This is a genomic window from Rhodococcus sp. ACPA1, assembly GCF_002300195.1.
In the GTDB taxonomy this organism is placed as follows: Bacteria; Actinomycetota; Actinomycetes; order Mycobacteriales; family Mycobacteriaceae; genus Rhodococcus_F; species Rhodococcus_F opacus.
Map to the genome: position 1 here is coordinate 263380 of NZ_NSDX01000005.1, position 22820 is coordinate 286199.

A 22820-nucleotide genomic window follows, 5' to 3' on the forward strand; every position below is an offset into this window, starting at 1 on the left:
CGCAAATGTGTGCCACCTGTGGATGCGGAGACGAGACCGGAACCAGGATCACGGTGCCCCACGAGCACCCGCACGACCACGAGCACCCGCACGACCACGAGCACCCGCACGACCACGACCACCCGCACGACCACGACCACCCGCACGACCACGACCACCCGCACGACCACGACCACCCCCACACTCACGAACACCCCCACGAGCACGCGACCGAGACGGTGACCCTCGAGCAGAAGGTGCTGGCGAAGAACGACCTCACGGCGGAGCGCAACCGGGGCTGGCTGGCCGGACGTGGGGTGCTCGCGCTGAACGTGATGAGTTCGCCGGGGTCGGGGAAGACGACGCTGCTCGAACGCACCATCGCCGACATCGGTGGGCAGCGGCGCGTCTCGGTGGTGGAGGGTGATCAGGAGACGATGCTCGACGCGAACCGAATCAAGGCGACGGGATGTGCTGTGGTGCAGGTGAACACGGGTGCCGGGTGTCATCTCGACGCCGAGATGATGCGGGACGCGCTGACCGCTCTCGACCCCGAGCCGAACTCGCTGCTGTTCATCGAGAACGTGGGGAACCTCGTCTGTCCGGCACTGTTCGATCTCGGTGAGAAGAGCAGGGTGGTGGTGATCTCGGTGACCGAGGGGACGGACAAGCCGCTCAAGTATCCGCACATGTTCGCGGCGGCGAACCTGGTGATCGTGAACAAGGCGGACCTGTTGCCGTACGTGGACTTCGACGTCGATCTCTGCACGAAATACGCCCGGTCCGTGAACCCCGACCTGCAGATGATCACGTTGTCGGCGACGACGGGCCAGGGCATTGCGCAGTGGTACGACTGGATTGCGAAGCAATGACGCCCCTACACGACCGGGCGGAGCCGCGCGGTGCGACGCGCCGAGGACCGTTGACATCCGCTCGGCGGCGGAGCTAAATAAATATCAGCGCCACGCAGGTGGGCCGACGGTCGACTCCGGTGGCGACAGGAGTTGTGTTCACTCCGGAAAGCGACCTGATATGCCGACACAGGAAGCAATCAACGCCGAGGACACCCTGATTCACGTGCTGTGGATCAATGCGGGACTCAGTTGCGACGGCGATTCGGTGGCCTTGACGGCTGCGACGCAGCCCAGTGTCGAGGAGATTGCTCTGGGAGCCCTGCCGGGCCTGCCCAAAGTGGCCGTTCACTGGCCGCTGATCGACTTCGAGAACGGCCCCGAGGGCGGCGCCGACGACTTCCTGGAGTGGTTCTGGAAGGCGGATCGCGGCGAGCTCGAACCGTTCGTCCTGGTGGTGGAGGGTTCGATCCCGAACGAGCAACTTCACGACGAGGGTTACTGGTGCGGTTTCGGCAACAATCCCGAGACCGGTCAGCCGGTGACGACGAGTGAATGGCTCGATCGTCTCGCTCCGAAGGCGACGGCGATCGTCGCGGCCGGGACGTGCGCCACGTACGGCGGTATTCACGCGATGGCGGGTAATCCGACCGGTGCGATGGGTGTTCCCGACTATCTCGGCTGGGATTGGAAGTCGAAGGCGGGCATCCCGATCGTCTGCGTTCCCGGCTGCCCGATCCAACCGGACAATCTGTCGGAGACTCTGACATATCTCCTCTACATGGCCACCGAGCAGGCGCCCATGATCCCGCTCGACGACGCTTTGCGCCCGCAATGGCTGTTCGGTGCCACGGTGCACGAGGGCTGCGACCGCGCCGGCTACTACGAGCAGGGTGATTTCGCCACCGAGTACGGCTCACCCAAGTGCATCGTGAAGCTGGGGTGCTGGGGCCCCGTCGTCAAGTGCAACGTCCCGAAGCGGGGCTGGATCAACGGTGTCGGTGGGTGCCCGAATGTGGGCGGTATCTGCATCGGGTGCACGATGCCTGGCTTCCCGGACAAGTTCATGCCGTTCATGGACGAACCCCCGGGCGGCAAGATCTCCACCGCGGCGTCCGGACTGTACGGATCCGCCATTCGGAGTCTCCGCAAGATCACCAAGACCACCTTGGACAAAGAGCCGCACTGGCGCAGTCGCGGTACGAAACTGACCACGGGCGCCACACGCACCTGGTAGTCCCGCTCGGGGTCTCGGGCGGTAGTCCGCCGGCCTCGAACACTGAGAGGTACGTCGATGACAACGATCATTCCGGAACCTTCGCACAAGTCGGAATCCGACGGCCTGGTCGAGATGGCGTGGGATCCGATCACGCGCATCGTGGGCAGCCTGGGCATCTACACGAAGATCGACTTCAAGCAGAAGGAAGTCGTGGAGTGCCACAGCACCTCGTCGATCTTCCGCGGCTATTCGATCTTCATGAAGGGTAAGGACCCGCGCGACGCCCACTTCATCACGAGCCGCATCTGCGGTATCTGTGGTGACAACCATGCGACGTGTTCGTGTTATACCCAGAACATGGCCTACGGCGTGCAGCCGCCGCACATCGGCGAGTGGATCGTCAACCTCGGCGAGGCCGCGGAATACATGTTCGACCACAACATCTTTCAGGAGAACCTCGTCGGTGTGGACTTCTGCGAGAAGATGGTCTCCGAGACCAATCCCGGGGTGCTCGCGCAGGCCGAGAAGACCGAGGCGCCGCACGCCGGTGAGCACGGCTACAAGACCATCGCCGACATCATGCGTTCGCTCAACCCGTTCACCGGCGAGTTCTATCGGGAGGCGTTGCAGGTCAGTCGGTGGACGCGAGAGATGTTCTGCCTCATGGAAGGTCGGCACGTCCATCCGTCCACCCTGTATCCGGGTGGCGTGGGCACGGTCGCGACGATCCAGCTGATGACCGACTACACGACGCGTCTGATGCGCTACGTGGAGTTCATGAAGAAGGTCGTCCCCATGCACGACGACCTGTTCGACTTCTTCTACGAGGCCATGCCCGGCTACGAGAAGGTCGGCCTGCGCCGGACTCTCCTCGGCTGCTGGGGGTCCTTCCAGGATCCCGCGGTGTGCAACTTCTCCTACAAGGACATGGAGAAGTGGGGACGGGCCATGTTCGTGACGCCCGGCATCGTGGTGGACGGCAAACTGATCACGACGTCCCTCGTCGACATCAATCTGGGCATCCGAATCCTGCTGGGCAGTTCGTATTACGACGACTGGACCGACCAGGAGATGTTCGTGAAGAACGATCCACTCGGGAACCCGGTCGACCGCAGGCATCCGTGGAACCAGCACACCAACCCGCACCCGCAGAAACGCGACATGGAGGACAAGTACAGCTGGGTGATGTCGCCGCGGTGGTTCGACGGCACCGACCACCTCGCGCTGGACACCGGCGGCGGGCCGCTGGCCCGGCTCTGGAGTACCGCCCTCGCGGGCCTCGTCGACATCGGGTACGTGCAGTCGACCGGTCACAGCGTGAAGATCAACCTGCCGAAGACCGCGCTGAAGGGCCCGGTCGAGTTCGAATGGAAGATCCCGCAGTACGGCAGCAACACCATCGAGCGTGACCGGGCGCGGACCTACTTCCAGGCGTACGCGGCGGCGTGTGCGCTGCACTTCGCGGAGAAGGCGCTCGCCGAGATCCGGGCCGGGCACACGAAGACGTGGGAGAAGTTCGAGGTCCCCGACGAGGGAATCGGCTGCGGCTTCACGGAGGCGGTGCGCGGAGTCCTGTCGCACCACATGGTGATTCGCGACGGCAAGATCGCGAACTATCACCCGTATCCGCCGACGCCGTGGAACGCCAACCCCCGCGACAGCTTCGGGACACCGGGGCCGTACGAGGATGCGGTGCAGGGTCAGCCGATCTTCGAGGAGAACGACCGGGAGCACTTCAAGGGCATCGACATCATGCGGACCGTCCGCAGTTTCGATCCCTGCCTGCCCTGCGGTGTGCACATGTATCTCGGTGAGGGGAAGACGCTGGAGAAGCTGCATTCGCCCACCCAGTCCGTGACCGGCGAGTGACGGGGTACGCATGGAGAGTGGCGGATCGGAGACGTGGGGGAGTGACGAAGTAGGAGACGACCCCGATCGGTGGCGGACGGCCGGCGAGAGGATCGACAGCCTGTTGGACGCGAGTTCGACTGGTGGTTCGGTGGCACGTGATCGCGCCGAGCAATTGGTCCGCGAGGTGGTCGAACTCTACGGCGCCGGGTTGCAGCGCGTCCTCGAGATCATCGGTGAACGCGACGACGACCTCGTCGAACGACTGGCCGCCGACGAACTCGTCGCGAGCCTGCTGCTGGTGAACGGACTCCATCCGCACGACGTCGAGACGAGGGTCGCCACCGCACTCGACAGTGTGCGCCCCTATCTGGGTTCCCACGGCGGTGACGTCGAACTGCTCGGTGTGGTGAACGGTGTGGTGCGGCTTCGGCTGACCGGCAGTTGTCAGAGCTGCCCGTCCTCGGCGGTGACGTTGGAACTCGCCGTCAAGGACGCCGTACTGGCGGCGGCACCGGAGACCGTGGACATCGAGGTGGTGGGTGCCACGCCCGCGGCCGGCTCCGGGCTGATTGCCGCGGAATCTCTGTTCTCCCATGTTCATCCGAACGGAACGGACGGGTCGAGTGGCACCGGGACGTGGATCTCGGTGCCCGAACTCGAGGACCTCGCGCCCGGGGAGGTGGCCGGGTTCGCCGTCGCCGGGCTCCCGATTCTGGTGTGCCGGATCGGGGAGCAGTTGTTCGCCTACCGCGACCGCTGCGCCGCCTGCACCAACTCGCTGGCCGGGGCCACGTTGCAACGAAAGGCGGGCGGGCAGGTGGGTGATGCGGTGCTGCGCTGTCCGTCGTGCCGGGCGCACTTCGACCCGCGCCGGGCAGGACTCCGTCTGGACGGTGACGCGGACGCCGAAACGCTGTCGCCGCTTCCGGTCCTCGTGCGTGACGGCGTCGTCTCCGTCGCGGTGCCCGCCGCGGAGGTGGCGTGATGAGCCCGTCGGGGAACGGACTGCGCATCCTGCAGCGCATCGCGTCCGAGCGACCCAAACCGGTGGTCGGGGAACGGTGCGACATGTGCGCCGTGCCGATCGCCGACGCCCATCAGCACGTCGTGAACGTCCAGGACCGGCAACTGATGTGCGTGTGCCGCGGGTGCTACCTGCTGTTCACCGACGAGAGCGCTGAACTGCGTTTCCGGGCCGTCCCGGAACGCTACCTGTCGTTTCCCGACTTCGAACTCGCACCGGGTCGCTGGGACGAACTGGAGATCCCCGTCGGGCTCGCCTTCGTGTTCCGGAACTCGCTGCTGGCCAAGACCGTCGCCTTCTATCCCGGTCCGGCAGGTGCCACCGAATCGGAGCTGCCACTCGACGCCTGGGACGGCGTCCTCGCGGCCAACCCGGCGCTCGGCCGGCTGTCCGCAGACACGGAAGCGTTGCTCCTGCGGGTCCCGGAGCACGGTGGCGCGGACCCCGAGTGCTACCTCGTCCCCATCGACGCCTGCTATCAGCTGGTGGGCGAGTTGCGGCAGGTGTGGCGGGGGTTCGACGGCGGCCAGGATGCTCGCCGGGTCATCGACACGTTCTTCGAGACGGTGCGTGCGCGCAGTCGCGTCGCGAAGGAGCCGACGTGACCGAGTTGTCGTTCCACGTGGAGGACGTGTTTCCGGAACCGTTCGCGGTTGCGCCGAATCTCACTGCGCGAGTAGAGGTGACGGAGTCGAGCGGTGCGGCCGTGCACGCGCTGGCCGTCCGGTGCCAGGTCCGCATCGACCCGCAACGCCGCCGCTACACGGACGGTGAGGCGGAGGGCCTCCTCGATCTGTTCGGGCCCCGCGAGCGGTGGACGGCCACGCTCAAACCCTTCCAATGGATGCAGACCAGCACCGTGGCCCAGGGGTTCACCGGGTCGAGTGTGGTGGAGTTGCCGCTGCCGTGCACGTACGACTTCGAGGTGACGGCATCGAAGTATCTGCACGCCCTGGACGAGGCCGGGTCGACGGTGCCGCTCGTGTTCCTGTTCAGCGGGACGGTCTTCACCCGCGGGGTCGCCGGTTTCGGGGTGGAACGGATCCCGTGGGACCGCGAGTCGACCTACGACCTGCCGGTCGGCGTGTGGCGCGAACTGGTTCAGGCGCACTACCCGAACACGGGGTGGGTGCGCCTCGACCACGACACGCTCGCCGCGCTGGCGCGCTACAAGGCGGCGCACGGTCTGATCGGACTGGACGTCGCCATTTCGGACCTGCTGCAGGGAGCTGGGGAGGTGATCGCATGATCTCCCCGGCGTCCCTGCAGCGAGTACGTGCCGTGGCCGACGCGGTCCTGTACGAGGGCTACCTTCTGTATCCGTATCGTGCGAGTTCGTCGAAGAACCAGTCGCGGTGGCAGTTCGGCGTCCTCGGACCGTCGGGTGCGGCGGAGTCGGGGGTCGGCGAGGAACCGCGCATGTCCTGTCAGACCCTGATGCGGGCCGGCACCGGAGCGGGGGTGAACGTCACCCTCCGATTCCTGCAACTCCAGGTGCGCAGCATCGAACGCGCGGTCGCTGACTCGGCGGAATTCGTTCCCGTCGACGAACTGACCGTCGCGGGTGCGAGCTGGCTCAGCTGGGACGAGGCGGTGGAGCGCGAATTCGATCTCGGCATCCTGCACCCCGCGGAGTGGCCGGGTGAACGCCGACTCGACGTCCACATCGACGGCGGCACGGAGGTGGAGGAACTTCGGGGCGAGGACGGATCCCTCGCCGGCCGCGTGGTGCGCACCCGGTGGCCCGCACACGCGGTCGTGACGGTGGGGAGCGACAGCGTCGACGGGCTGAGCCGGGTGCGGGTATCGGTCGAGAACGTGACCGCCGCGCCGGACGTCACCGGCTGGGACAAGGACTCGGCGATCCGGCAGTCGCTGATCGGCGCCCACCTGATCCTGGCGGCCGAGAACACCGAGTTCGTCTCACTCCTCGAACCCCCCGCGGAGGCGGAGCAACTCGCGGGCACGTGCGCGCACGAACGGTGCTACCCCGTGCTGGCCGGCTTGCCTGGGGAGACGGACCTCGTCCTGGTGTCGCCGATCATCCTGTACGACCACCCCGAGGTGGCCGAGCAGAGCGACGGGGCACTGTTCGACGCCACCGAGATCGACGAGATCCTCACACTCCGCGTCATGACCCTCACCGAGGAGGAGAAGCGGCAGGCCCGCGCCACCGACCCGCTGGCCGCCCAGATCATCGACCGCTGCGAGCAGATGTCGCCGGCGACGCTCGCTCAGATGCACGGCATCCTCCGAGACCCGCACCTCCCGGACCCGCACCTCCCGGACCCGGGCCTCCCCGACATGGGTCTCGTCCCGGAACTGACCGACGACATGCCGTGGTGGGATCCGGACGCCGACACCGCCGTACGCCCCGACGTCGACGGCGTCATCGTGAACGGCGTCCGGGTGGCGAAGGGCACCGTCGTGCGGATCCACCCGTCGCGGCGCGCCGACGCCCAGGACCTGTTCTTCGCGGGACAGTTGGCTCGCGTGGTGACCGTGCACGCCGACGTCGACGGTGGCACCCACGTCGGCGTCGTGCTGGTGGACGACCCTGCGTCGGAGTTGCACGAGTGGTACGGACGGTATCTGTACTTCGCCCCGGACGAGGTGGAGCCGGTCTCGGCAGACACCGGAAAGGATGGACAGCCATGAAGATTCTCGGAGAAATGACCACCGCGGCTCTGGCGTTGGTCGCGGTCGCGGGCGTTGCGGTCGCCGTCATCGCGATTCCCGACATCAGGCGATATCTGCGTATCCGGAAAATGTGAGACGCGCGTGACGGTGGGCAGGCGGGTTCTGGTTGCCGGTGTGGGCAACATCTTCTTCGGCGACGACGGTTTCGGACCCGAGGTGCTGCGCGGGGTCGCGACGAGGTCGCTGCCGCCGGGCGTCCGCGCCGTCGACTTCGGCATTCGTGGAACGCATCTGGCCTACGAGTTGCTCGACGGGTGGGGCGCCCTGCTGCTGGTGGATGCGGTGCCCGGCCGCGGTGAGCCCGGGGCGCTGAGGGCGTTCGAGGTGGGACCCGATTCCGTCCCGGTTGCGCCGCTGGACGCGCACAGCATGGATCCGGGGGCGGTGTTCGGGAGTCTGCGCGCGCTCGGTGGCACCCTGCCGCGGACCGTGGTCCTCGGCTGCCAGGTGGAGAACACCGGCGAGGGAATCGGGCTCTCACCGCGGGTCGAGGCCGCCGTCGGACCGGCCGTCGACATGGTGTTCGAAATCGTGGATCAACTGCTGGAGTCCGACTCCGCGGCAACGCTGCAACCGGACGGGACGGAGGGCTGAATCATGTGTCTCGGTATTCCCGGTCAGGTGGTGCGCATGCTGGAGGGCTACGGCAACCAACTCGCGCTCGTCGACGTCGTCGGCGAACAGCGCAAGGTGAACGTCGGCATGCTGCCCGAGGACGTCCGCCTGGAACCGGGCGACTGGATCGTCATCCACATGGGTTTCGCCATGGAGAAGGTGGACCAGGCGGGCGCCGAGAAGGCGATGGCCGGGCTGGAGATGATGGGGCGGTCGCGGACGGCCGACGACGACTGACGGCGCAGATCACCGCATCCCGGCCTCACGGACGTCCGGTGGTCCGGCGACGAAGTCGCGTGCCCGGTTCCAGCGGGCGTGGTAGCGCTCGCCGAATCGTGACCGGGCACGGGCCATCCGGCGCGGTTTGTTCGGGTAGCGGCGCATCGCCCACCAGGAGTCGGGTTTGGCGAGGCGGATGGCGCCGATGATCGCCACCGGCTGGAACACGATCCCCACGATCCCGGTGACGAACTTGCCCTTGAGCATGCAGATCACCGAGATGGCGAGAGAGATGGCCAGATAGCCGATCGACGACCACCACTCCGGGGTGCCGATCCGGCCGGTCACGAGTTCGGCGCCTCCGATCATCAGACCGGTGATCATGAGCGCGCAGAAGATCGCGTCCACCGACTTCCGGCCGGACGTGCTCCAGTACACATCGTCGAGGTGCACCCACAGCGCGAACTCGTCGAAGGTGAGCGCGAGGCCCACTCCGAAGAGGGCGGCGAACACGTTGAGTGCAGTGCCCTCCGGGGTGGTGGCGATCAATGCCAGCCCGGCCAGCGTCATGAACAGGATGCCGAAAACCTGGTGGTGCAGGTGCACTCCGCCGACGGTGATGTCGTTGATCAGCCCGCCCCCCGACTCCGTGGCGTCGTCCGTGGGCGCCGCTCCCGACCGCGACCGGATACGGCGGGTGATGGTCCGGGTGACGACGAACGTGACCAGGACCGCGATGAACAGCCACATCACGGGATACAGGACCACAACCCGGCTGTCGCCTTCGGTGTCCACGACGATCTCGGCGAGAAGGGCCATCTCGACACTCCGTCAGGTGGGGAACATCATCCTCTCTCCGGGTATACACCCCGCTCGCGGACGGCGGACGAAGACTGGACGTTCCGCTCGACGGAGAATCCGAGTCCGTGCCCGTCCCAGGTCTGGAGGGTGACCACCGAGTCGGCCAGAGTGATGCGGGCGTCCAGGCCGCGTCCGTCTCCGCGGCCGTGGGCCAGCATGCCGGACAGCACGATCGCGCCGCGGGTGGCGGAGTCGAATTCGAGGACCGCGGTGGATGTTCCCGTGCCGTCGTGCACCTCGGCGACTCGCACGTGGAAGCAGTGGGGCGCGGCGAGATGTTGCCCGACCTGCTGCCGGGCCAGGGCAGGCGTGTCGGCGGTTACCGACAGGGGTGTCCGCCGGTCGGGGAGCGGCTCCGGCTCGTCGAACGACTCCGGCAGACGCACGTCTTCCCAGGCGGGCTCGGGCTGCCCGCACGACAGCAGGCCCGACCACAGTTCGGTCATCGTCGCCGCGACCATCGTCCGCCCGGTGGGCGAGGCCACGGTCCAGCCGCTGGGGGTGGAGCGGACCCGCGCCGCGGCCGACCCGACGAGCCTGGCCACCGCCTCCCGCTGAGTGTGTGTGCGGATGACCGGGCTCAGCCAGTCGCCCGCCTTCGCTCCCGGGCATCCGCCACACATCAGGGCATCACGTCCCCACTGTTCGGGCCGAGGGTCTGGCCCACGTACAGGTTCCCGCCGGGGTCGGACGCGAGGAGCACGGCGGTGGGTGCCACCTCCCGGGGTAGTCCGAATCGGCCCAGGGGCAGTTCCGCCCGCTTGGCGACCTTCCAGTCCTCGGTGATGCCGTCGACGAGCGGGGTCTCGATCGGCCCCGGCGCGATGGCGTTGACCAGGACGTTGTGCTGCGACACTTCGAGTGCCAGCGATTTGGTGAGCGCGATCGTCCCGGCTTTCGCGGCCGCGTAGTGCGCGAGTCCCACCCCGCCCTTGATCCCGAGTTGCGACGCGATGTTGACGATGCGCCCCTCGCCCGCGGCCACCATCGCCGGAACAGCGGCCCGGCACATCAGGAACATCCCGGTCAGGTCGATGTCGATCGTGCGGCGCCACATGTCGAGTGACATGTCGGCGAGCTCGGATTCCTCGAGGATCCCCGCGGAGTTGACGAGCACATCCACGCGTCCGAGTGCTTCGACGGCGCCGGCGAAGGCCGCGCGCACCGACTCCTCGTCCGCGACGTCGACTCGGACGGCGGCCGTGGCCCCGAGTTCTTTCGCCGTCAGCTGCGCCGCCGCTTCGTCGACATCGGCGATCACCACGTCTGCGCCCTCGGCGAGATACGCCTCGGCGATCGCGCGGCCGATACCGCTGGCTCCGCCCGTGACCAGCGCCCGTCTACCGTCCAGAACTCCCATGATCGTTCTCCTAGTCCTGCATCTTGGTGGTGAGGCCGCCGTCGACGACGATGGACTGCCCGGTGAGATAGCGTGATTCGTCGCTGACGAGGAACCGGATGACGGTCGCGATCTCGGCGGCCGTCCCGACGCGTCCACACGGAATCTTCGCCCCGGCCGCCACCAGACCGTCGGGGCCGAGTGAATTGACCGGATCGGCCGACTGCGGAGTCTCGATCAGTCCCGGAACGATGGTGTTGGAGCGGATCCCGCGCGGCGCGAGTTCGACGGCGAGGGCGCGGCTGAGTCCGAGCACGCCGGCCTTGGCGGCCGAGTAGTGCGCATGCTCGCCCCACCCGTAGACGCCGCCCGCGATCGAGGAGATGGAGATCAGCGAGCCCGGCCCGTCGATGCGGGTGGCGGCGGCGCGCAGGGTCCGCATCACACCGGTGAGATCGACCTGCAGCATGTCGGACCAGGCGGCGTCGTCGAGTTCGGCGATCGCGTTCTTGCGTAGGACACCGGCGTTCGCGACGGCGAAGTCGAGCCGCCCCCATTCCGTCAGTGCCCGGTCGGTGAACTCCTCGACCTCGCTGGTGGACCGCACGTCGACGTCGTGGATCACGCCGTCGCCGCCGACGCTCTCGACGCGGCGCAGCGTCTCCTTCGGGTCGTGGGGGTCGCCGGGGAAGGTGCCGATGACCACCCGGACACCCACCTCGGCCAACGCGACCGCGGTCTCGCGGCCGATACCACTGGCCGCGCCGGTGACGACGGCGACCCGGTCCTTCAGATTGTCGTACGGATTGTGCATGAAAGTTCCTGTCGTAGTGCGGGGTACACCGCTATCCGGCGGTGATCGCGACCTTCTTGGCGAACAGCATCACGAGGCCGGACGCGAAGGTGCCGAGAGCGCCGACCCAGAACGCCGCGGTACCGAATCCCACGTTGGCCGACACCATGGCGGTGAGGAGGAAGCCGCCGATGATCGCTCCCGGTTGGCTCATGGCGCCGATGAACGTGGCACCGGTGGCGCGGCAATCGGTGGTGTAGCACTCGGCCATGAAGAAGTTCATCGCCGAGTACGGGCCGAGGAGGAAGAACAGGCCGAACATGTAGGTGGGCAGGACGAATGCCGCGGACGACGGCCCGAGCAGCATGAGGGCGAACAGGATTCCGCCGACCATCCAGCCGCCCACGATCGCGTTGCGGCGTCCGAATCGGTCTCCCGCCCAGCCGTGGAAGAGGTACCCGAAGATGCCGACGACGTTGGCGAACACGACGAGCAGCAGTGTGAAGTTGCCCGAGAAGCCCTTGCCGTCCTCGAGGACCGTCGTGCCCAGCACACTGAACGTCTGGATGCCGAACCAGTTGACCATCCACGCGAGCGACAGGACGATCGTATTGCGACGGTTGGCGCCGTGGAAGATCCGGGCGAGCGAGCTCGATTCGGAGTGCTCGATACCGTACTCCTCGGCCAGGACCCGGGCCTCGTCGGACTTTCCGGCCTTGCGCAGCCGGCGAATCCGGTCCTGGAGATCGAACTGCGGCGACTCCTTCAGCCGTGCGCAGACGAACGCGATGATCAGGGCGGGGAGGGTGGCGACGAGAAAGACGATGCGCCAGTCGTCCGGTCCCACGATCGAACCCATCAGGGCGACGAATCCGGCGGCGAGGAGTGCGCCGAGGGGCCATCCGGTCTGGACGAACGAATAGATGAACCCGCGGTGCTTGCGCACGGCGTCACTCTCGGAGACCGCGTAGATCTCGTTGAGATACGTGGCGTTGACGGCCTGTTCGGACAGTCCCATGCCGCCGATGGACTTCGCGGCGACGAGGCTGAACGCACCGCCCGAGGCGGCTGTCGCGGCGGAGGACAGCGCCGTGCCGCCGACGGTGATCATCATGCCCTTGCGTCGTCCGAGCCGGTCGACGAGCGGGCCGACGCCGAGCACGACGATCGCCGTCCCGATGCTGACGAACGTGGAGATGAGTAGCGCGTGCGAGGAACTCCAGCCGAAGTCCTCCTTGACCCGGGGGAGCAGGGTGCCGAACAGGATGAAGTCGTAGACCGCGACCGTCCAGGCGAGGAACGCGATGATCGTGGACTTACGGGTTTCGCGGATGCTGAAGCGGGGGAGTTGCTTGGTGGGACCGCCGGTTTGCGATACTGGGATTCCCTCGGCTGTCTGGCTCATGGGTGTCCTTCCGGGACTGATGATGTCGGATGCTGGGGGCGGCGGTGGGAGTGCGGGCCTGCACCCCACCGCCTTTCGGTGGGTCAGCTCTGGCGCGGGAAGCGTTCCTTGAAGTCGTTCACCATGTGGTCGAACGTCACCCACTCGACGCCGTCGTGCTGGTTGATGTACTCGATGAGGCGTTCGAGCATCAGCAGCGACTGCGGCCGGCCCGACACGTCGGGGTGAATCGTGACGGGGAAGATCGCGTAGTCCATCTCGCGGTAGACCCAGTCGAACTGGTCCCGCCACATCTCCTCGAGGTGCCGCGGGCTGACGAAGCCGTGGCTGTTGGGGCTGGACTTGATGAACATCTGCGGCGGCAGATCGTCGAGCAGCCAGTTGGCCGGGATCTCCACCAGATCGGTCTCCTGGCCGCGCACGAGCGGCTTCATCCACGTCTCGGCCGGCTGGCTGTAGTCGATCTTCGACCAGGAATCGCCGACGCGCACGTAGTACGGCGTGAAGTCGTTGTGCATGAGGGAGTGGTCGTACTTGACGCCACGCTCGATGAGCAGTTCGTTGGTGACCTTGGAGAATTCCCACCACGGGGCCGTGTATCCGGTGGGCTTGCTGCCGGTGAACGATTCGATCAGTTCGATGCTGCGATCGAGGATGTCGGTTTCCTGCTGGCGCGTCATCGCGATCGGGTTCTCGTGGCTGTATCCGTGGATGCCGATCTCGTGCCCGGCCGCGACGACCTGCTCGATTTCGCGGGGGAACGTTTCGATGGAGTGGCCGGGCACGAACCAGGAGGTGGTGATGTCGTACTTGTCGAACATCTTCACCAGGCGAGGCACGCCCACCTCACCGGCGAACATGCCGCGGGAGATGTCGCCGGGGGAGTCTTCTCCGCCGTACGAGCCGAGCCATCCTGCGACGGCGTCGACGTCGACTCCGAAGTTGACGTAGATCTTCTTGGACATGCGTACCTCTCCTACTGGTCGGTCTGGTTCGCCGTGGCGTGGGGCACCACGGTGGGGTGGGTATGGGTGCGGACGACGTCGGCGACGTCCGAGGGGGAGGACACGGCGACTGCCGTGGCGAGCAGGACCCGGGCCTGCGCCGGCCGCAGGAGACCGGCAGTGAGCGCGCCGACCTCGGCGAGGTCGGCGCCGCCACCGTTTCCGTAGCGGGGAACGATGTCTCCGTCGGCGACGCGCGTGGCGACGACCACCGGGATACCGGCCGCGATGCAGTCGCGGGCTCCGTCCACGAACGTCTTGTTCGCGTTGCCGATCCCCGTCGCCTCCAGCACGATTCCCCGGGAACCCGCGTCGACGGCGGCGTCGAGCAGGGCCCGGTCGGCGCCCGGGTGCACGGCCACGATGTCGACCCGGGGGAGCGCGTCCGGTATCGGAAGAGGCTGAGGACGAACCGGTCTGGCGAAGAGCGTCAGGACTCCGTGGACGATCCGGCCGAGAGGTCCGGTCGGGCCGTTGTCGAACGCGTCCAGTGCGGTGGTGTGTCTCTTGCGCGTCCCGGCGGCCGTGAAGAGCCGGCCGTCGAACGCGATCGTCGTGCCGAGGTCGTGGGCGCGGTGGTCGGCGGCGACGGTGATCGCGTCCCGCACGTTGCGCGGCCCGTCGGAATCCGGCTCGCCCGCCGTGATCTGCGCACCGGTGAACACGACCGGACGCGGATCGGCGTGGTGGAGTTCGTGCAGGTACGCGGTCTCCTCCATCGTGTCCGTTCCGTGCGTGACCACCACGCCGGACACGGACGGGTCGCGGAGTGCGGCCACGATCTCGCGCACGATGACGAGTTGATCGGCCGGTGTCAGCAGGTAGCTACCCGTGGTGAGAATGTCGCGGCCCTCGATCTCGACGTCCGTCGGAGCGGACGTGCCCGCGGCGTCGAGTAACACCGAAACGTGATCGGAGGCCACGGCCTTTCCGGCCGGGTCGTTCCGGGACGCGATGGTCCCGCCCGTGCCCAGCACGACAACCTTGCTCATGACTTCCCTTCGGTTGCGCAAACGTTTGGCTCAAACGTTTGGGTACATTAGATTCGTGACGGCGGCCACGTGTCAAGAGGGCCCGGGTTACGTTTCACAGCGTTTACACGGCGTGGAAGGATCGACATCGTGGGGAATCCGAAGAAGCCGCGCGCCACACTGCGCCTGATCGCGGACGAGCTGGGCGTCCATGTCTCGACGGTGTCGCGTGTGCTGAACGGAACCACCGAACCCGGAGTACGCGCCGCGTCGGCCGCGACCACCGAACGCATCCGCGCACTGGCGGACAGTCTCGGCTACCGGCCGAACCCGCACGCCGCGAGTTTGCGCACCAACCGCAGCAACCTCATCGGCGTCCTCGTCCCCAGGCTGTCCGACTACGTGCTCGCCACCGTGTACGAGGGGATCGAGGAAGCGGCCGAGGAGGCCGGCCTGTCCACGTTCGTCACGAACTCCCTCGACGAACCGGACAATCAGTCCGCACGCACCGACATGCTCCTGGCGCGGCGAGTGGACGGACTCATCTTCGGCGATGCGCACATGGACCACCGCTTCCTCGACAGCGTCGCCGAACGGGGAACACCGTTCGTGCTCGTGTCCCGGCGTTCGGGTGAGTACCCGTCGGTGACCTGCGACGATCGAACAGGGGGCAGCCTCGCCGCCCGGCACCTCCTCGACCGTGGCCACGAACGGGTGGGCATCATCGCCGGTCTGCCGTTCGCCAGCACGACCGTCGACCGGTCCGGCGGATTCGCCGAAACCTTCGCGGCGGCAGGATGTCCCGTGCCCGAAGAGGACATCGTCTACACGGGATTCGACGCGGCAGGCGGGCGCCTCGGCGCAGTGGAACTGCTCGCCCGCGAGCCCGGCCTGACGGCGATCTTCGCGACCAACGACTTCGCGGCGATCGGTGCGTACGGCGCCCTGCGCGACGCGGGACGCGAAGTGGGCCGGGACGTCGCGGTGATCGGCTACAACGACATTCCGCTGTCCGCCGAGATCACCGTCGCCCTGACGACGATCCGGTCACCGATGCACGCAATGGGCCGGCGCAGCGTCCAGAAACTCGTCGAACTGCTGGGCGGCGCCGAGGTGACGTCCGAGCGGCTGGCTCCGGAACTCGTCGAGCGGGCGTCGACGGACTTCCGCCTGTAAGCGGCCGGAACCCGTCACGCCGGGAAGTGCTCCAGGGGACCGTGGCCGACGATCGAACCCGTGGCGGTCCAGAGGCGGGTCGGGTCGTACCAGTGGTCGCGGCCGATGAGGTCGAGGTGGCGTTCGGTGAGGCCGTGCCGCGTTCCGGCAGCCAGGGCTTGGTCGAAGGTGAGGCTGGTGGCCGGTAACCGAAGCCGGCCCGAGTCGGCGAGGGCCTGCCCGAGTTGTCGGACGGTCACCGGGTCGGGGTGGCAGGCGTGGAACACGTCGCCGGGGCGAGCGGGAGGCTGCGCGGCGAGGGCGGCGAGGAGCCGGGCGAGATCGTGCACTGCGATGATCGAGATCCGGGATCGTCCCTCGTCGATCCAGGCCCCCAATGCCTCGAGGATCCGGATGAGGCCGGGAACGAACCAGCGGTCGCCGGGGCCGTGGACGAAGCCGGGCCGGACGACGCAACCGCCCCGTTCGAGCACGCGGTGTTCGGCGGCGAGCCTGCTCGCGCTCAGCGTCGAGACGGGTGCGGGCGTGGTGTCGAACTCACCGATTCCGCTGTGCGGCCCGGACCCGTACACGCCGATGGTGCTGACGTAGATCACCCGGCCGATGCCGTTCCGGGTCGCGGCGGCCAACAGATTCTCGGTGCCGTCGATGTTGACGGCGGCGCAGTGCGCCGGGTCGGTCCCGGTGTAGGAGGCGGCATGGATCACGACATCGGCGCCGGTGAGTGCCGTTTCGAGGCTCGCCGGGTCGGTCAGATCCGCCCGGGCGGACACCACGTGCGGAAGGTCCGAGCGTGAAGGTGCGCGTGCGACCGCGATGCAGGGGATCCCGGCCGACGCCAGTGCCGTCACGGTGGCCGATCCGACGAAGCCCGTGGCTCCCACCACCGCGACACGGACCGGCGTGGAACGTGTTCGACCGCGGTCGGTCGCGGTCGACGCTGGTACCGTCTCTCCGGGCAATGGGCGCGTAGTCCGTGCTTTCATCGTCATCGTTCTTCTCTCGTGCGGCAGGGAAAGGTGTGAACGTGGTTCAGCAGGCGCGTGCTGCGGCGACCCGACAGCAGATCGTCCGCGGGGCGGCGGAGATGTTCGAGAAGTCGGGGTTCGAAGGAGCCAGACTCGGCAACATCGTCGAGAACGCCGGAATCACGAAGGGGGCCTTGTACTTCCATTTCCGCTCGAAAGAGGATCTGGCGCGATTCATCATCGGTGAGCAACACCGGATCTCCATCGCGTCGGTCGAGGCGATCGGCCGCGAGCAGGTTTCGGCGATCGAGCAGATCGTGATGCTCTGTCACGAGATGGCCCGGCAGATCGTGAACGACCCGATCGTGCGGGCCGGTATCCGCATCACCCTCGAACTCAGTGCCGACGACCAGGGCCCCGCCGATCCCTATCTCGACTGGATCAACAGTTGCGAGATGCTCGCCACGCGGGCCGTCGAGCAGGGAGATCTCCTCCCGGACATCGACCCGCCGAGGTTGGCGCGGTTCGTGATCGGCGCCTTCACCGGCGTCCAGACCGTGTCCCAGGTGTTGACGCAGCGCACGGACCTCGAACAACGTGTCGACGACATGTGGGGGTTCCTGCTCCCCGGGATCATGCCCGCGACCCGGCATCAGGACATTGCCCGGATCCGCCGGGCCCGCTGGACACCCGACGACGCCGACTAACGCGCGCATGCGCTCACCGCGGTAGGGGCCAGCGCCGCGGTCCCTCGCACGACCGCCACGCCGCCCTGCACCAACGATCCGCGGATCGACAGCGTGCCGTCGTCCACGACGTCCAGCCGGATCGTGGCCCGCTCGTCGAGCTCGGCGAAACGGTGGAACGTGGCACCCAGGGAAACGAGGTGCGCTTCCGGCAGGTCGAGCCGGGCGCAGGCGGCCTGCCGGAATACCTCGAGCATCAGCATCCCGGGAATGTGATCACACGGATGGTCGAACAGCACGGGGTGCGCGTCGTCGATCCGCAACTCCCACTCGTTCTCGGAACACCGGGGACCCAGGACGACGTGCGCGTCGTCGACGTGACCGACCAGCCCCGCCGGGGCGGGTGCGGGACACCACGGCGCCCCGATCGACCGCGGTCCGTGCTCACCCCACCGGGCCCGCGAGTACGCCGCCGGCGGAAACACTGCTGCATGACCCGTCGCTGTGCCCACGTCCTGTCCGTCGAGCCGGAACCGCAAGTCCACGCGGAAGGCGGACAGCGCCCCACCGCGGTACACGTGCTCGGACACAGCGACCTCGACGATCACGTCGGCTGCCGCCGCGCCCACCTCGAGCGCGCCGGGCACCGCCTGCACCCGGAGGTGCTGCATGACGAACCGATTCGGCAGCGGAACGGAGAAGCGGGTATGCCCCAGGTAGATCGCGGTCTGCCGGAGCGTTTCCGCCAGCAGCATCGTGTCGTAACTCCCGCCCCGGGCGCGGTAGAACCCGTGCAGGCGGGGCCACTGCGCGGCGACCACGAACCGATCCGGCCCCGGCAGCGACACACAGTCGGTGAGGAAGACCTCGGCCACGGATTGGCGATGGACGTACCTGCGCGGCACGGTCCGCTCGAACGACATCGGGGGAAGCGCATCGGGCACCGGACGGGAAACTCGCGCCACAACCCATCTCCCCACAGAACCGGTCGGCCCGATGCCGCGGACCCGCCGAACTATAGAACACAGACCGCGCGGTCTGTGATGTGGGGAGTGCGTCGTTACCGGCCCTTCAAGCTTCCGATCCGAAGCGATCCCGCGCTGCTGCCCTCGTCGAGCCCCTCTTCGACCTCCCGGACGTACTCCTGCGGATCTTTGTCCGAGGTGTCCACATCCTTCGTGGAACGGTGAACGAGGAAGTATTCGGCGAAGCGCCGCCCGAGCGACTCGCGAAGATCCCCCGATGCGCTCCGGAAGTCAGCCAGGCCCTCGCGTTCCTCCTCGGCCATGTGCTCGTCGTTGGCCCGGCGTGTCCGGTCGACTTCCGCCCACCACTCCTCGGAGAGGATGGGGTATCCCGCCGCGGCTCGGACGCCGTCGCGGATGTCGTTGTGGTCCCCGATCGCGTCGAGGGTTTCCTCCTCGGCGTCCTCCTCGCCGACGCGGAGAAGCTGGGGATAGAAGATTTCCTCTTCGGCTGCCGCGTGCAGATCCAGGCGTTTCGCCAACGGTGTCCACACCGCCTCGACGGCAGTGATATCCACCCGGCGGCGAGCCTTCAATTCGTCCAGTGCGGCGAACTGTCGTCGGAACCACTCGTGGTCGTCGAAGATCAACTCGATGATGTCAGGCATGATTCGATCCTTCGTTGCATCTCTTCCTCGGGCAAGGAATTCAGAATCAGGCGGCTTCGCCGCCCGTGCGCCTTTTTGGTAGGCGTTTTCAACCAAAAAGGCGCACGGGTGCGGAGCGCCTATCGTTCCCCGGTCGCGGCTTTGAGATGCGCGGCAGAGGCGGCTTTGAGATGGGTGAGGTCGGACGCGACCGTCGCGAACGTGTATCCCTCCGCGAGTCGGCGAGCCGCCACCGCGCCGTCGGGGGTGTGGATGCCCGCCGCGATGCCTGCTGCCGCGGCAGCCTCGCGGACGCGGACCAGGGCCGCCTCGAACTCGTCGTCCACGCTCGGATCGTTCGGGTGCGCACCGCCCACGGCGAGGCGCAGATCGGACGGTCCGACGTAGACCCCGTCGAGTCCGGGGACGGCGCAGATCTCTTCCACGTTCGCCAGTCCCTGCGGTGTCTCGATCATCACGACGACGACCGTGTCGTGGTTGGCGTCCGCCGGGTTCGGGCCGATCCGCAGTTGGGAGCGCATCGGCCCGTACGAGCGAACGCCGGCAGGCGGGTATGTCGCGGCCGCAACGGCCCGGGCAGCTTCCTCGGCGGTGTTCACCAGCGGAACGATCACGCCCGCCGCGCCGGCGTCGAGTGCCCGGCCGATCGGTGTCGGATCGTTCGACTCGACCCGGATCATGCCGACCGTGGAGCCTGAGGCATCGATGGCGGTGAGTCCCGCGACCATGCCGGAGTATCCGATCAGGCCGTGCTGGAGGTCGAGGGCGATGTAATCCCAGCCGACGTGGGCGAGCCATTCCGTCGACACCGGGCTGTCGATCACGGACCAATAGCCGACGATCCGTTCCCGGCCGCGGAGGCGGGCGGCGAATTCCTGGGCACTCATGAGGGCGTTTCTCCTAGCGGTTGTAGTGGGGCATGGGTCCGCGCAGGGCGCTGCCCACTTCGTCGCACGCGTCGATCAGTTCGTCGTCGAGTGTGCCCTTCGCGACGGCGGCGATGTTCGACTGCAGGTGTGCCACCTTGGATCCACCGAGGAGGATCGGGCCCGCCGCCGGCTTGGACACGAGCCAGCGCAGCGCCAGTTCGGTGAGCGGGATGCCGGCCTTGTCGGCGATCACGGACAACTGCGTGATCGCATCGAAGATCGCGGTGTTCCAGTACCGCTCCTTGTACATCTGCGCCAACCGCGAATCACCGAAGCGGCCGTCGGCCGGCTGGGCGTCGAACGAGTGCCGTCCGGTGAGGAGACCGCCGCCGAGTGGGTTGTAGACCATCGTGATCAGTCCGGTGACTGCGGCGAATTCGACGTACTCCTCCTCGATCCGCCGGGCCAGCAGGTTGTACAGCTGCTGGGCCACGATCGGGCGGGGTGCGCCGACGGCGTCGGCCGTGTGGTTCAGTTCCGCGATCTGCCAGGCCGCGAAGTTGGAGACACCGAGGGCGCGGATCTTGCCCTCCGACACGAGATCGGCGACGGTGGACAGAGTGTCGGCGAGGGGTGTGGCCCGGTCGGGCTGGTGGAGATAGAACAGGTCGACGTAGTCGGTGTCAAGTCTCTTCAGGCTCGCCTCGACGCTCGCGCGGAGGCCCGCGGGGGACAGCGGTGAGTGGTCGCCCGCGTCGGGGTGGGGCATTCCCGCCTTGGTGGCGAGGGTGACACGGTCGCGACGCGTGCCCAGCAGTCGGGCGAGGATGCGTTCGGACTCTCCGCCGGCGTAGCCGTTGGCGGTGTCGACATGGGTGATGCCGGCGTCGAGCGCGGCGTCGACCATTGCGGCGGCACCGTCGAAGTCGACGGTGTCGCCGAACGTCATCGTGCCGAGAACGAGTGAGGTCAGGTCGAGTTCGGGCATCAAGCTACTCCTCGGGATACGGTTCGGGGAACCTCGGTTGCGCCGGGTGGGCGCGAGACGATGTGACGGGGTTTGATCCCGACCATGGTGGTGGGATCGAGCGCGGCGGCGCGGAGGGCCTGGGTGTACGGCTCGGCGGGACGTTCGAGAACATCGGTGGTGGAACCGCTTTCGACCACCCGTCCGCGCGACATGACGATCACGGTGTCGCTGATCTCGCGGACGACGCCGAGGTTGTGGGAAATGAAGACGTAGGTCAGGCCGGTGTCGTGCTGGATCTCGCGGAGGAGGTCGAGCACCTGAGCCTGCACCGACACGTCGAGCGCGCTGGTGGCCTCGTCGCACACGAGGAGTTCCGGTCCGCTCGCCAGAGCCCGGGCGATACCGATGCGTTGCCGCTGACCGCCGGAGAACTCGGCGGGTCGACGGTGGAGCGCCGTGGTGGGCAGGCCGACCTGATCGATCAGCGCCGCCGCCCTGCGCGCTCGCTCGGACTTGCTCCGGACGCCTTGGAGGCGGAGCGGCTCGCCGACGATGTCGACGGCGGTCAAGTGCGGGTCCAGCGATCCGTACGGGTCCTGGAAGACCATCTGCACGCGGGACCGGAAGGGACGCAGCGCCTTCTCCGACAATTGCGCGATGTCGGCACCGTCCACGAGGATGCGGCCGGACGTGGGCGTGAGGAGCCGGACGATCGCCTTCGCGATGGTCGATTTCCCGCACCCGGACTCGCCGACGACGGCGAGCGTCGCCCCCTTGTCCACCGCGAAGCTGACGGTGTCGACCGCGCGGAACACACCGTCGGGGACCGGGTATTCGACGACGAGATCTTCGACGGACAGCAGCGGTGCGCTCATGTCGATGCTCCTACGGTCGTGGTGTAGTCGCCGAGCCGCGGCACGGCGTCGAGCAGCTTCTTGGTGTAGGCGCTGCGAGGATGGAGGACGAGGTCTTCGGCCCCGCCGTTCTCGACGAACCGGCCGTCCTTCATGACGTAGATGCGGTCCGACATCAACCGGGCGACGCCGAGGTCGTGGGTGATGACGAGCAGTCCGACGCCCGTGCGCTCCTGCAGTTCGAGCAGCAGGTCGAGAATGCTCGCCTGCACGGTCACGTCGAGGGCGCTGGTGGGTTCGTCGGCGACGATCAGTTCGGGACCAGACGCGAGCGAGCAGGCGATCAGTACACGCTGCAGCATGCCGCCGGACAGCTGGTGGGGGTACTTCCCGAGTTGTCCCGCCGGATTCTGGATCCGTACCTGCTCGAGCAGTTCCACGGCCCGCGCGGTTTCCTTCGCCTTTCCGGTGATGCCGCTGTGGCGCACCGCCTCCCGCAGCTGGGACCCGATGGTGTGCACCGGGCTCAGTGCCGTCATCGGATCCTGCGGGATCAGGGCGATGTGCCGTCCCCGGACCTTCGCGAGAGCCTTCTTCTGTCCGAGGATGTCGCAGTCCTTGAACCGGACCGCGCCCGAGAGGACGGCGAGGTCGTCGGGCAGCAGACCGAGGATGCCCATCGCGGTGGTCGATTTACCCGACCCCGACTCGCCGATGATGGTCACGGTTTCGCCGGCGTCGATGCAGAAGGACACGCCGTCGACTGCGCGGATGACGCCCCGGGCGGTGATGAGTTCGATCTGCAGTTCGTCGACTCTGAGGAGATTCCCCAT

Annotated in this window: 26 protein-coding genes; 12 read left to right on the forward strand and 14 right to left on the reverse strand. The window is 67.4% G+C overall.

Annotated elements, in window-relative coordinates:
* The first annotated feature begins 5 nt into the window (after positions 1 to 5).
* The 10 genes from hypB (at position 6) to CJ177_RS25660 (ending at position 8476) form a co-directional block, all read left to right on the forward strand.
* Positions 6 to 851, forward strand: coding sequence for a hydrogenase nickel incorporation protein HypB (hypB, locus tag CJ177_RS25620; protein ID WP_179443283.1), 846 nt, complete (start codon positions 6 to 8; stop codon positions 849 to 851).
* A 160-nt stretch (positions 852 to 1011) separates the two neighbouring features.
* Positions 1012 to 2067 carry a hydrogenase expression protein HypE gene (locus CJ177_RS25625; protein ID WP_005244678.1) on the forward strand — a complete coding sequence of 352 codons (1056 nt, stop codon included), beginning with the start codon at positions 1012 to 1014 and terminating at the stop codon, positions 2065 to 2067.
* Between the two features lie 57 nt (positions 2068 to 2124).
* The gene (locus CJ177_RS25630; protein ID WP_005258616.1) at positions 2125 to 3918 is read left to right on the forward strand and encodes a nickel-dependent hydrogenase large subunit; all 1794 of its coding nucleotides are present in this window, start codon (positions 2125 to 2127) and stop codon (positions 3916 to 3918) included.
* Positions 3919 to 3928: 10 nt separating this feature from the next.
* Positions 3929 to 4885 (forward strand): NifU family protein, encoded by a 957-nt coding sequence (locus CJ177_RS25635; RefSeq protein WP_179443284.1) that lies wholly within the window; start codon positions 3929 to 3931, stop codon positions 4883 to 4885.
* A complete protein-coding gene (locus tag CJ177_RS25640) occupies positions 4885 to 5529 on the forward strand; it encodes a DUF5947 family protein (protein WP_005244674.1) in 645 nt (214 codons plus the stop codon). The genes CJ177_RS25635 and CJ177_RS25640 overlap by 1 nt, the downstream gene beginning before the upstream one ends.
* Positions 5526 to 6173 (forward strand): DUF6084 family protein, encoded by a 648-nt coding sequence (locus CJ177_RS25645; protein ID WP_061697676.1) that lies wholly within the window; start codon positions 5526 to 5528, stop codon positions 6171 to 6173. The genes CJ177_RS25640 and CJ177_RS25645 overlap by 4 nt, the downstream gene beginning before the upstream one ends.
* Positions 6170 to 7582 (forward strand): hypothetical protein, encoded by a 1413-nt coding sequence (locus CJ177_RS25650; RefSeq protein WP_095868935.1) that lies wholly within the window; start codon positions 6170 to 6172, stop codon positions 7580 to 7582. Before CJ177_RS25645 ends, CJ177_RS25650 begins: the two co-directional genes overlap by 4 nt.
* Positions 7579 to 7698 (forward strand): hypothetical protein, encoded by a 120-nt coding sequence (locus CJ177_RS49440; protein ID WP_016884051.1) that lies wholly within the window; start codon positions 7579 to 7581, stop codon positions 7696 to 7698. Before CJ177_RS25650 ends, CJ177_RS49440 begins: the two co-directional genes overlap by 4 nt.
* Before the next feature lie 7 nt (positions 7699 to 7705).
* Positions 7706 to 8218 carry a hydrogenase maturation protease gene (locus CJ177_RS25655; protein ID WP_061697678.1) on the forward strand — a complete coding sequence of 171 codons (513 nt, stop codon included), beginning with the start codon at positions 7706 to 7708 and terminating at the stop codon, positions 8216 to 8218.
* Positions 8219 to 8221: 3 nt separating this feature from the next.
* Positions 8222 to 8476 carry a HypC/HybG/HupF family hydrogenase formation chaperone gene (locus tag CJ177_RS25660; RefSeq protein WP_061697679.1) on the forward strand — a complete coding sequence of 85 codons (255 nt, stop codon included), beginning with the start codon at positions 8222 to 8224 and terminating at the stop codon, positions 8474 to 8476.
* 9 nt (positions 8477 to 8485) lie between these two features.
* Here CJ177_RS25660 and CJ177_RS25665 read toward each other — a convergent pair whose 3' ends face one another.
* The 7 genes from CJ177_RS25665 to CJ177_RS25695 form a co-directional block, all read right to left on the reverse strand.
* Positions 8486 to 9277: a hypothetical protein gene (locus tag CJ177_RS25665; protein WP_061697680.1), complete on the reverse strand. Its 792-nt coding sequence runs from the start codon at positions 9275 to 9277 to the stop codon at positions 8486 to 8488.
* Between the two features lie 26 nt (positions 9278 to 9303).
* Positions 9304 to 9942, reverse strand: coding sequence for a hypothetical protein (locus CJ177_RS25670; RefSeq protein WP_005244668.1), 639 nt, complete (start codon positions 9940 to 9942; stop codon positions 9304 to 9306).
* The gene (locus CJ177_RS25675) at positions 9942 to 10679 is read right to left on the reverse strand and encodes an SDR family NAD(P)-dependent oxidoreductase (RefSeq protein WP_095868936.1); all 738 of its coding nucleotides are present in this window, start codon (positions 10677 to 10679) and stop codon (positions 9942 to 9944) included. The genes CJ177_RS25670 and CJ177_RS25675 overlap by 1 nt, the downstream gene beginning before the upstream one ends.
* A gap of 10 nt (positions 10680 to 10689) precedes the next feature.
* Positions 10690 to 11472, reverse strand: coding sequence for an SDR family NAD(P)-dependent oxidoreductase (locus CJ177_RS25680; protein WP_095868937.1), 783 nt, complete (start codon positions 11470 to 11472; stop codon positions 10690 to 10692).
* Positions 11473 to 11503: 31 nt separating this feature from the next.
* The gene (locus CJ177_RS25685; RefSeq protein ID WP_005244665.1) at positions 11504 to 12856 is read right to left on the reverse strand and encodes an MFS transporter; all 1353 of its coding nucleotides are present in this window, start codon (positions 12854 to 12856) and stop codon (positions 11504 to 11506) included.
* Between the two features lie 83 nt (positions 12857 to 12939).
* Complete coding sequence (locus CJ177_RS25690) at positions 12940 to 13821, reverse strand: polysaccharide deacetylase (protein ID WP_005244664.1); 882 nt, start codon at positions 13819 to 13821, stop codon at positions 12940 to 12942.
* A gap of 11 nt (positions 13822 to 13832) precedes the next feature.
* Positions 13833 to 14852: an asparaginase gene (locus CJ177_RS25695; protein ID WP_005244663.1), complete on the reverse strand. Its 1020-nt coding sequence runs from the start codon at positions 14850 to 14852 to the stop codon at positions 13833 to 13835.
* A gap of 129 nt (positions 14853 to 14981) precedes the next feature.
* On the opposite strand from CJ177_RS25695, the gene CJ177_RS25700 reads away from it, so the two are divergent.
* The gene (locus tag CJ177_RS25700; RefSeq protein WP_005244662.1) at positions 14982 to 16007 is read left to right on the forward strand and encodes a LacI family DNA-binding transcriptional regulator; all 1026 of its coding nucleotides are present in this window, start codon (positions 14982 to 14984) and stop codon (positions 16005 to 16007) included.
* Positions 16008 to 16021: 14 nt separating this feature from the next.
* Here CJ177_RS25700 and CJ177_RS25705 read toward each other — a convergent pair whose 3' ends face one another.
* Positions 16022 to 16999: an NAD(P)-dependent oxidoreductase gene (locus tag CJ177_RS25705; protein WP_095868938.1), complete on the reverse strand. Its 978-nt coding sequence runs from the start codon at positions 16997 to 16999 to the stop codon at positions 16022 to 16024.
* 35 nt (positions 17000 to 17034) lie between these two features.
* On the opposite strand from CJ177_RS25705, the gene CJ177_RS25710 reads away from it, so the two are divergent.
* A complete protein-coding gene (locus CJ177_RS25710; protein ID WP_005244660.1) occupies positions 17035 to 17682 on the forward strand; it encodes a ScbR family autoregulator-binding transcription factor in 648 nt (215 codons plus the stop codon).
* On the opposite strand, the gene CJ177_RS25715 is transcribed toward CJ177_RS25710, so the two are convergent.
* From CJ177_RS25715 to CJ177_RS25740, 6 genes are all read right to left on the reverse strand, one after another.
* Positions 17679 to 18626 carry a ScbA/BarX family gamma-butyrolactone biosynthesis protein gene (locus CJ177_RS25715; protein WP_095868939.1) on the reverse strand — a complete coding sequence of 316 codons (948 nt, stop codon included), beginning with the start codon at positions 18624 to 18626 and terminating at the stop codon, positions 17679 to 17681. The genes CJ177_RS25710 and CJ177_RS25715 overlap by 4 nt on opposite strands.
* Before the next feature lie 95 nt (positions 18627 to 18721).
* Complete coding sequence (locus tag CJ177_RS25720) at positions 18722 to 19294, reverse strand: hemerythrin domain-containing protein (protein WP_095868940.1); 573 nt, start codon at positions 19292 to 19294, stop codon at positions 18722 to 18724.
* Positions 19295 to 19413: 119 nt separating this feature from the next.
* Positions 19414 to 20181, reverse strand: a complete 768-nt coding sequence (locus CJ177_RS25725) for an HpcH/HpaI aldolase/citrate lyase family protein (RefSeq protein ID WP_061042309.1) — start codon at positions 20179 to 20181, stop codon at positions 19414 to 19416.
* Between the two features lie 13 nt (positions 20182 to 20194).
* Complete coding sequence (locus tag CJ177_RS25730) at positions 20195 to 21151, reverse strand: aldo/keto reductase (RefSeq protein ID WP_061042308.1); 957 nt, start codon at positions 21149 to 21151, stop codon at positions 20195 to 20197.
* Positions 21151 to 22008: an ATP-binding cassette domain-containing protein gene (locus CJ177_RS25735; protein ID WP_061042307.1), complete on the reverse strand. Its 858-nt coding sequence runs from the start codon at positions 22006 to 22008 to the stop codon at positions 21151 to 21153. The genes CJ177_RS25730 and CJ177_RS25735 overlap by 1 nt, the downstream gene beginning before the upstream one ends.
* Complete coding sequence (locus CJ177_RS25740; RefSeq protein WP_005244654.1) at positions 22005 to 22820, reverse strand: ABC transporter ATP-binding protein; 816 nt, start codon at positions 22818 to 22820, stop codon at positions 22005 to 22007. The genes CJ177_RS25735 and CJ177_RS25740 overlap by 4 nt, the downstream gene beginning before the upstream one ends.

Bases quoted from the DNA above. Each gene is read 5' to 3' on its own strand.
- CJ177_RS25675 (WP_095868936.1), bottom strand. From the start codon at position 10,679: ATGGGAGTTCTGGACGGTAGACGGGCGCTGGTCACGGGCGGAGCCAGC.
- CJ177_RS25625 (WP_005244678.1), top strand. From the start codon at position 1,012: ATGCCGACACAGGAAGCAATCAACGCCGAGGACACCCTGATTCACGTG.
- hypB (WP_179443283.1), top strand. From the start codon at position 6: ATGTGTGCCACCTGTGGATGCGGAGACGAGACCGGAACCAGGATCACG.
- CJ177_RS25660 (WP_061697679.1), top strand. From the start codon at position 8,222: ATGTGTCTCGGTATTCCCGGTCAGGTGGTGCGCATGCTGGAGGGCTAC.
- CJ177_RS25640 (WP_005244674.1), top strand. From the start codon at position 4,885: ATGAGCCCGTCGGGGAACGGACTGCGCATCCTGCAGCGCATCGCGTCC.
- CJ177_RS25730 (WP_061042308.1), bottom strand. From the start codon at position 21,151: ATGCCCGAACTCGACCTGACCTCACTCGTTCTCGGCACGATGACGTTC.
- CJ177_RS25705 (WP_095868938.1), bottom strand. From the start codon at position 16,999: ATGACGATGAAAGCACGGACTACGCGCCCATTGCCCGGAGAGACGGTA.
- CJ177_RS25740 (WP_005244654.1), bottom strand. From the start codon at position 22,820: ATGGGGAATCTCCTCAGAGTCGACGAACTGCAGATCGAACTCATCACC.
- CJ177_RS25650 (WP_095868935.1), top strand. From the start codon at position 6,170: ATGATCTCCCCGGCGTCCCTGCAGCGAGTACGTGCCGTGGCCGACGCG.
- CJ177_RS25670 (WP_005244668.1), bottom strand. From the start codon at position 9,942: ATGTGTGGCGGATGCCCGGGAGCGAAGGCGGGCGACTGGCTGAGCCCG.
- CJ177_RS25630 (WP_005258616.1), top strand. From the start codon at position 2,125: ATGACAACGATCATTCCGGAACCTTCGCACAAGTCGGAATCCGACGGC.
- CJ177_RS25690 (WP_005244664.1), bottom strand. From the start codon at position 13,821: ATGTCCAAGAAGATCTACGTCAACTTCGGAGTCGACGTCGACGCCGTC.
- CJ177_RS25665 (WP_061697680.1), bottom strand. From the start codon at position 9,277: ATGGCCCTTCTCGCCGAGATCGTCGTGGACACCGAAGGCGACAGCCGG.
- CJ177_RS25725 (WP_061042309.1), bottom strand. From the start codon at position 20,181: ATGAGTGCCCAGGAATTCGCCGCCCGCCTCCGCGGCCGGGAACGGATC.
- CJ177_RS25735 (WP_061042307.1), bottom strand. From the start codon at position 22,008: ATGAGCGCACCGCTGCTGTCCGTCGAAGATCTCGTCGTCGAATACCCG.
- CJ177_RS25695 (WP_005244663.1), bottom strand. From the start codon at position 14,852: ATGAGCAAGGTTGTCGTGCTGGGCACGGGCGGGACCATCGCGTCCCGG.
- CJ177_RS25685 (WP_005244665.1), bottom strand. From the start codon at position 12,856: ATGAGCCAGACAGCCGAGGGAATCCCAGTATCGCAAACCGGCGGTCCC.
- CJ177_RS25635 (WP_179443284.1), top strand. From the start codon at position 3,929: ATGGAGAGTGGCGGATCGGAGACGTGGGGGAGTGACGAAGTAGGAGAC.
- CJ177_RS25680 (WP_095868937.1), bottom strand. From the start codon at position 11,472: ATGCACAATCCGTACGACAATCTGAAGGACCGGGTCGCCGTCGTCACC.
- CJ177_RS25720 (WP_095868940.1), bottom strand. From the start codon at position 19,294: ATGCCTGACATCATCGAGTTGATCTTCGACGACCACGAGTGGTTCCGA.
- CJ177_RS49440 (WP_016884051.1), top strand. From the start codon at position 7,579: ATGAAGATTCTCGGAGAAATGACCACCGCGGCTCTGGCGTTGGTCGCG.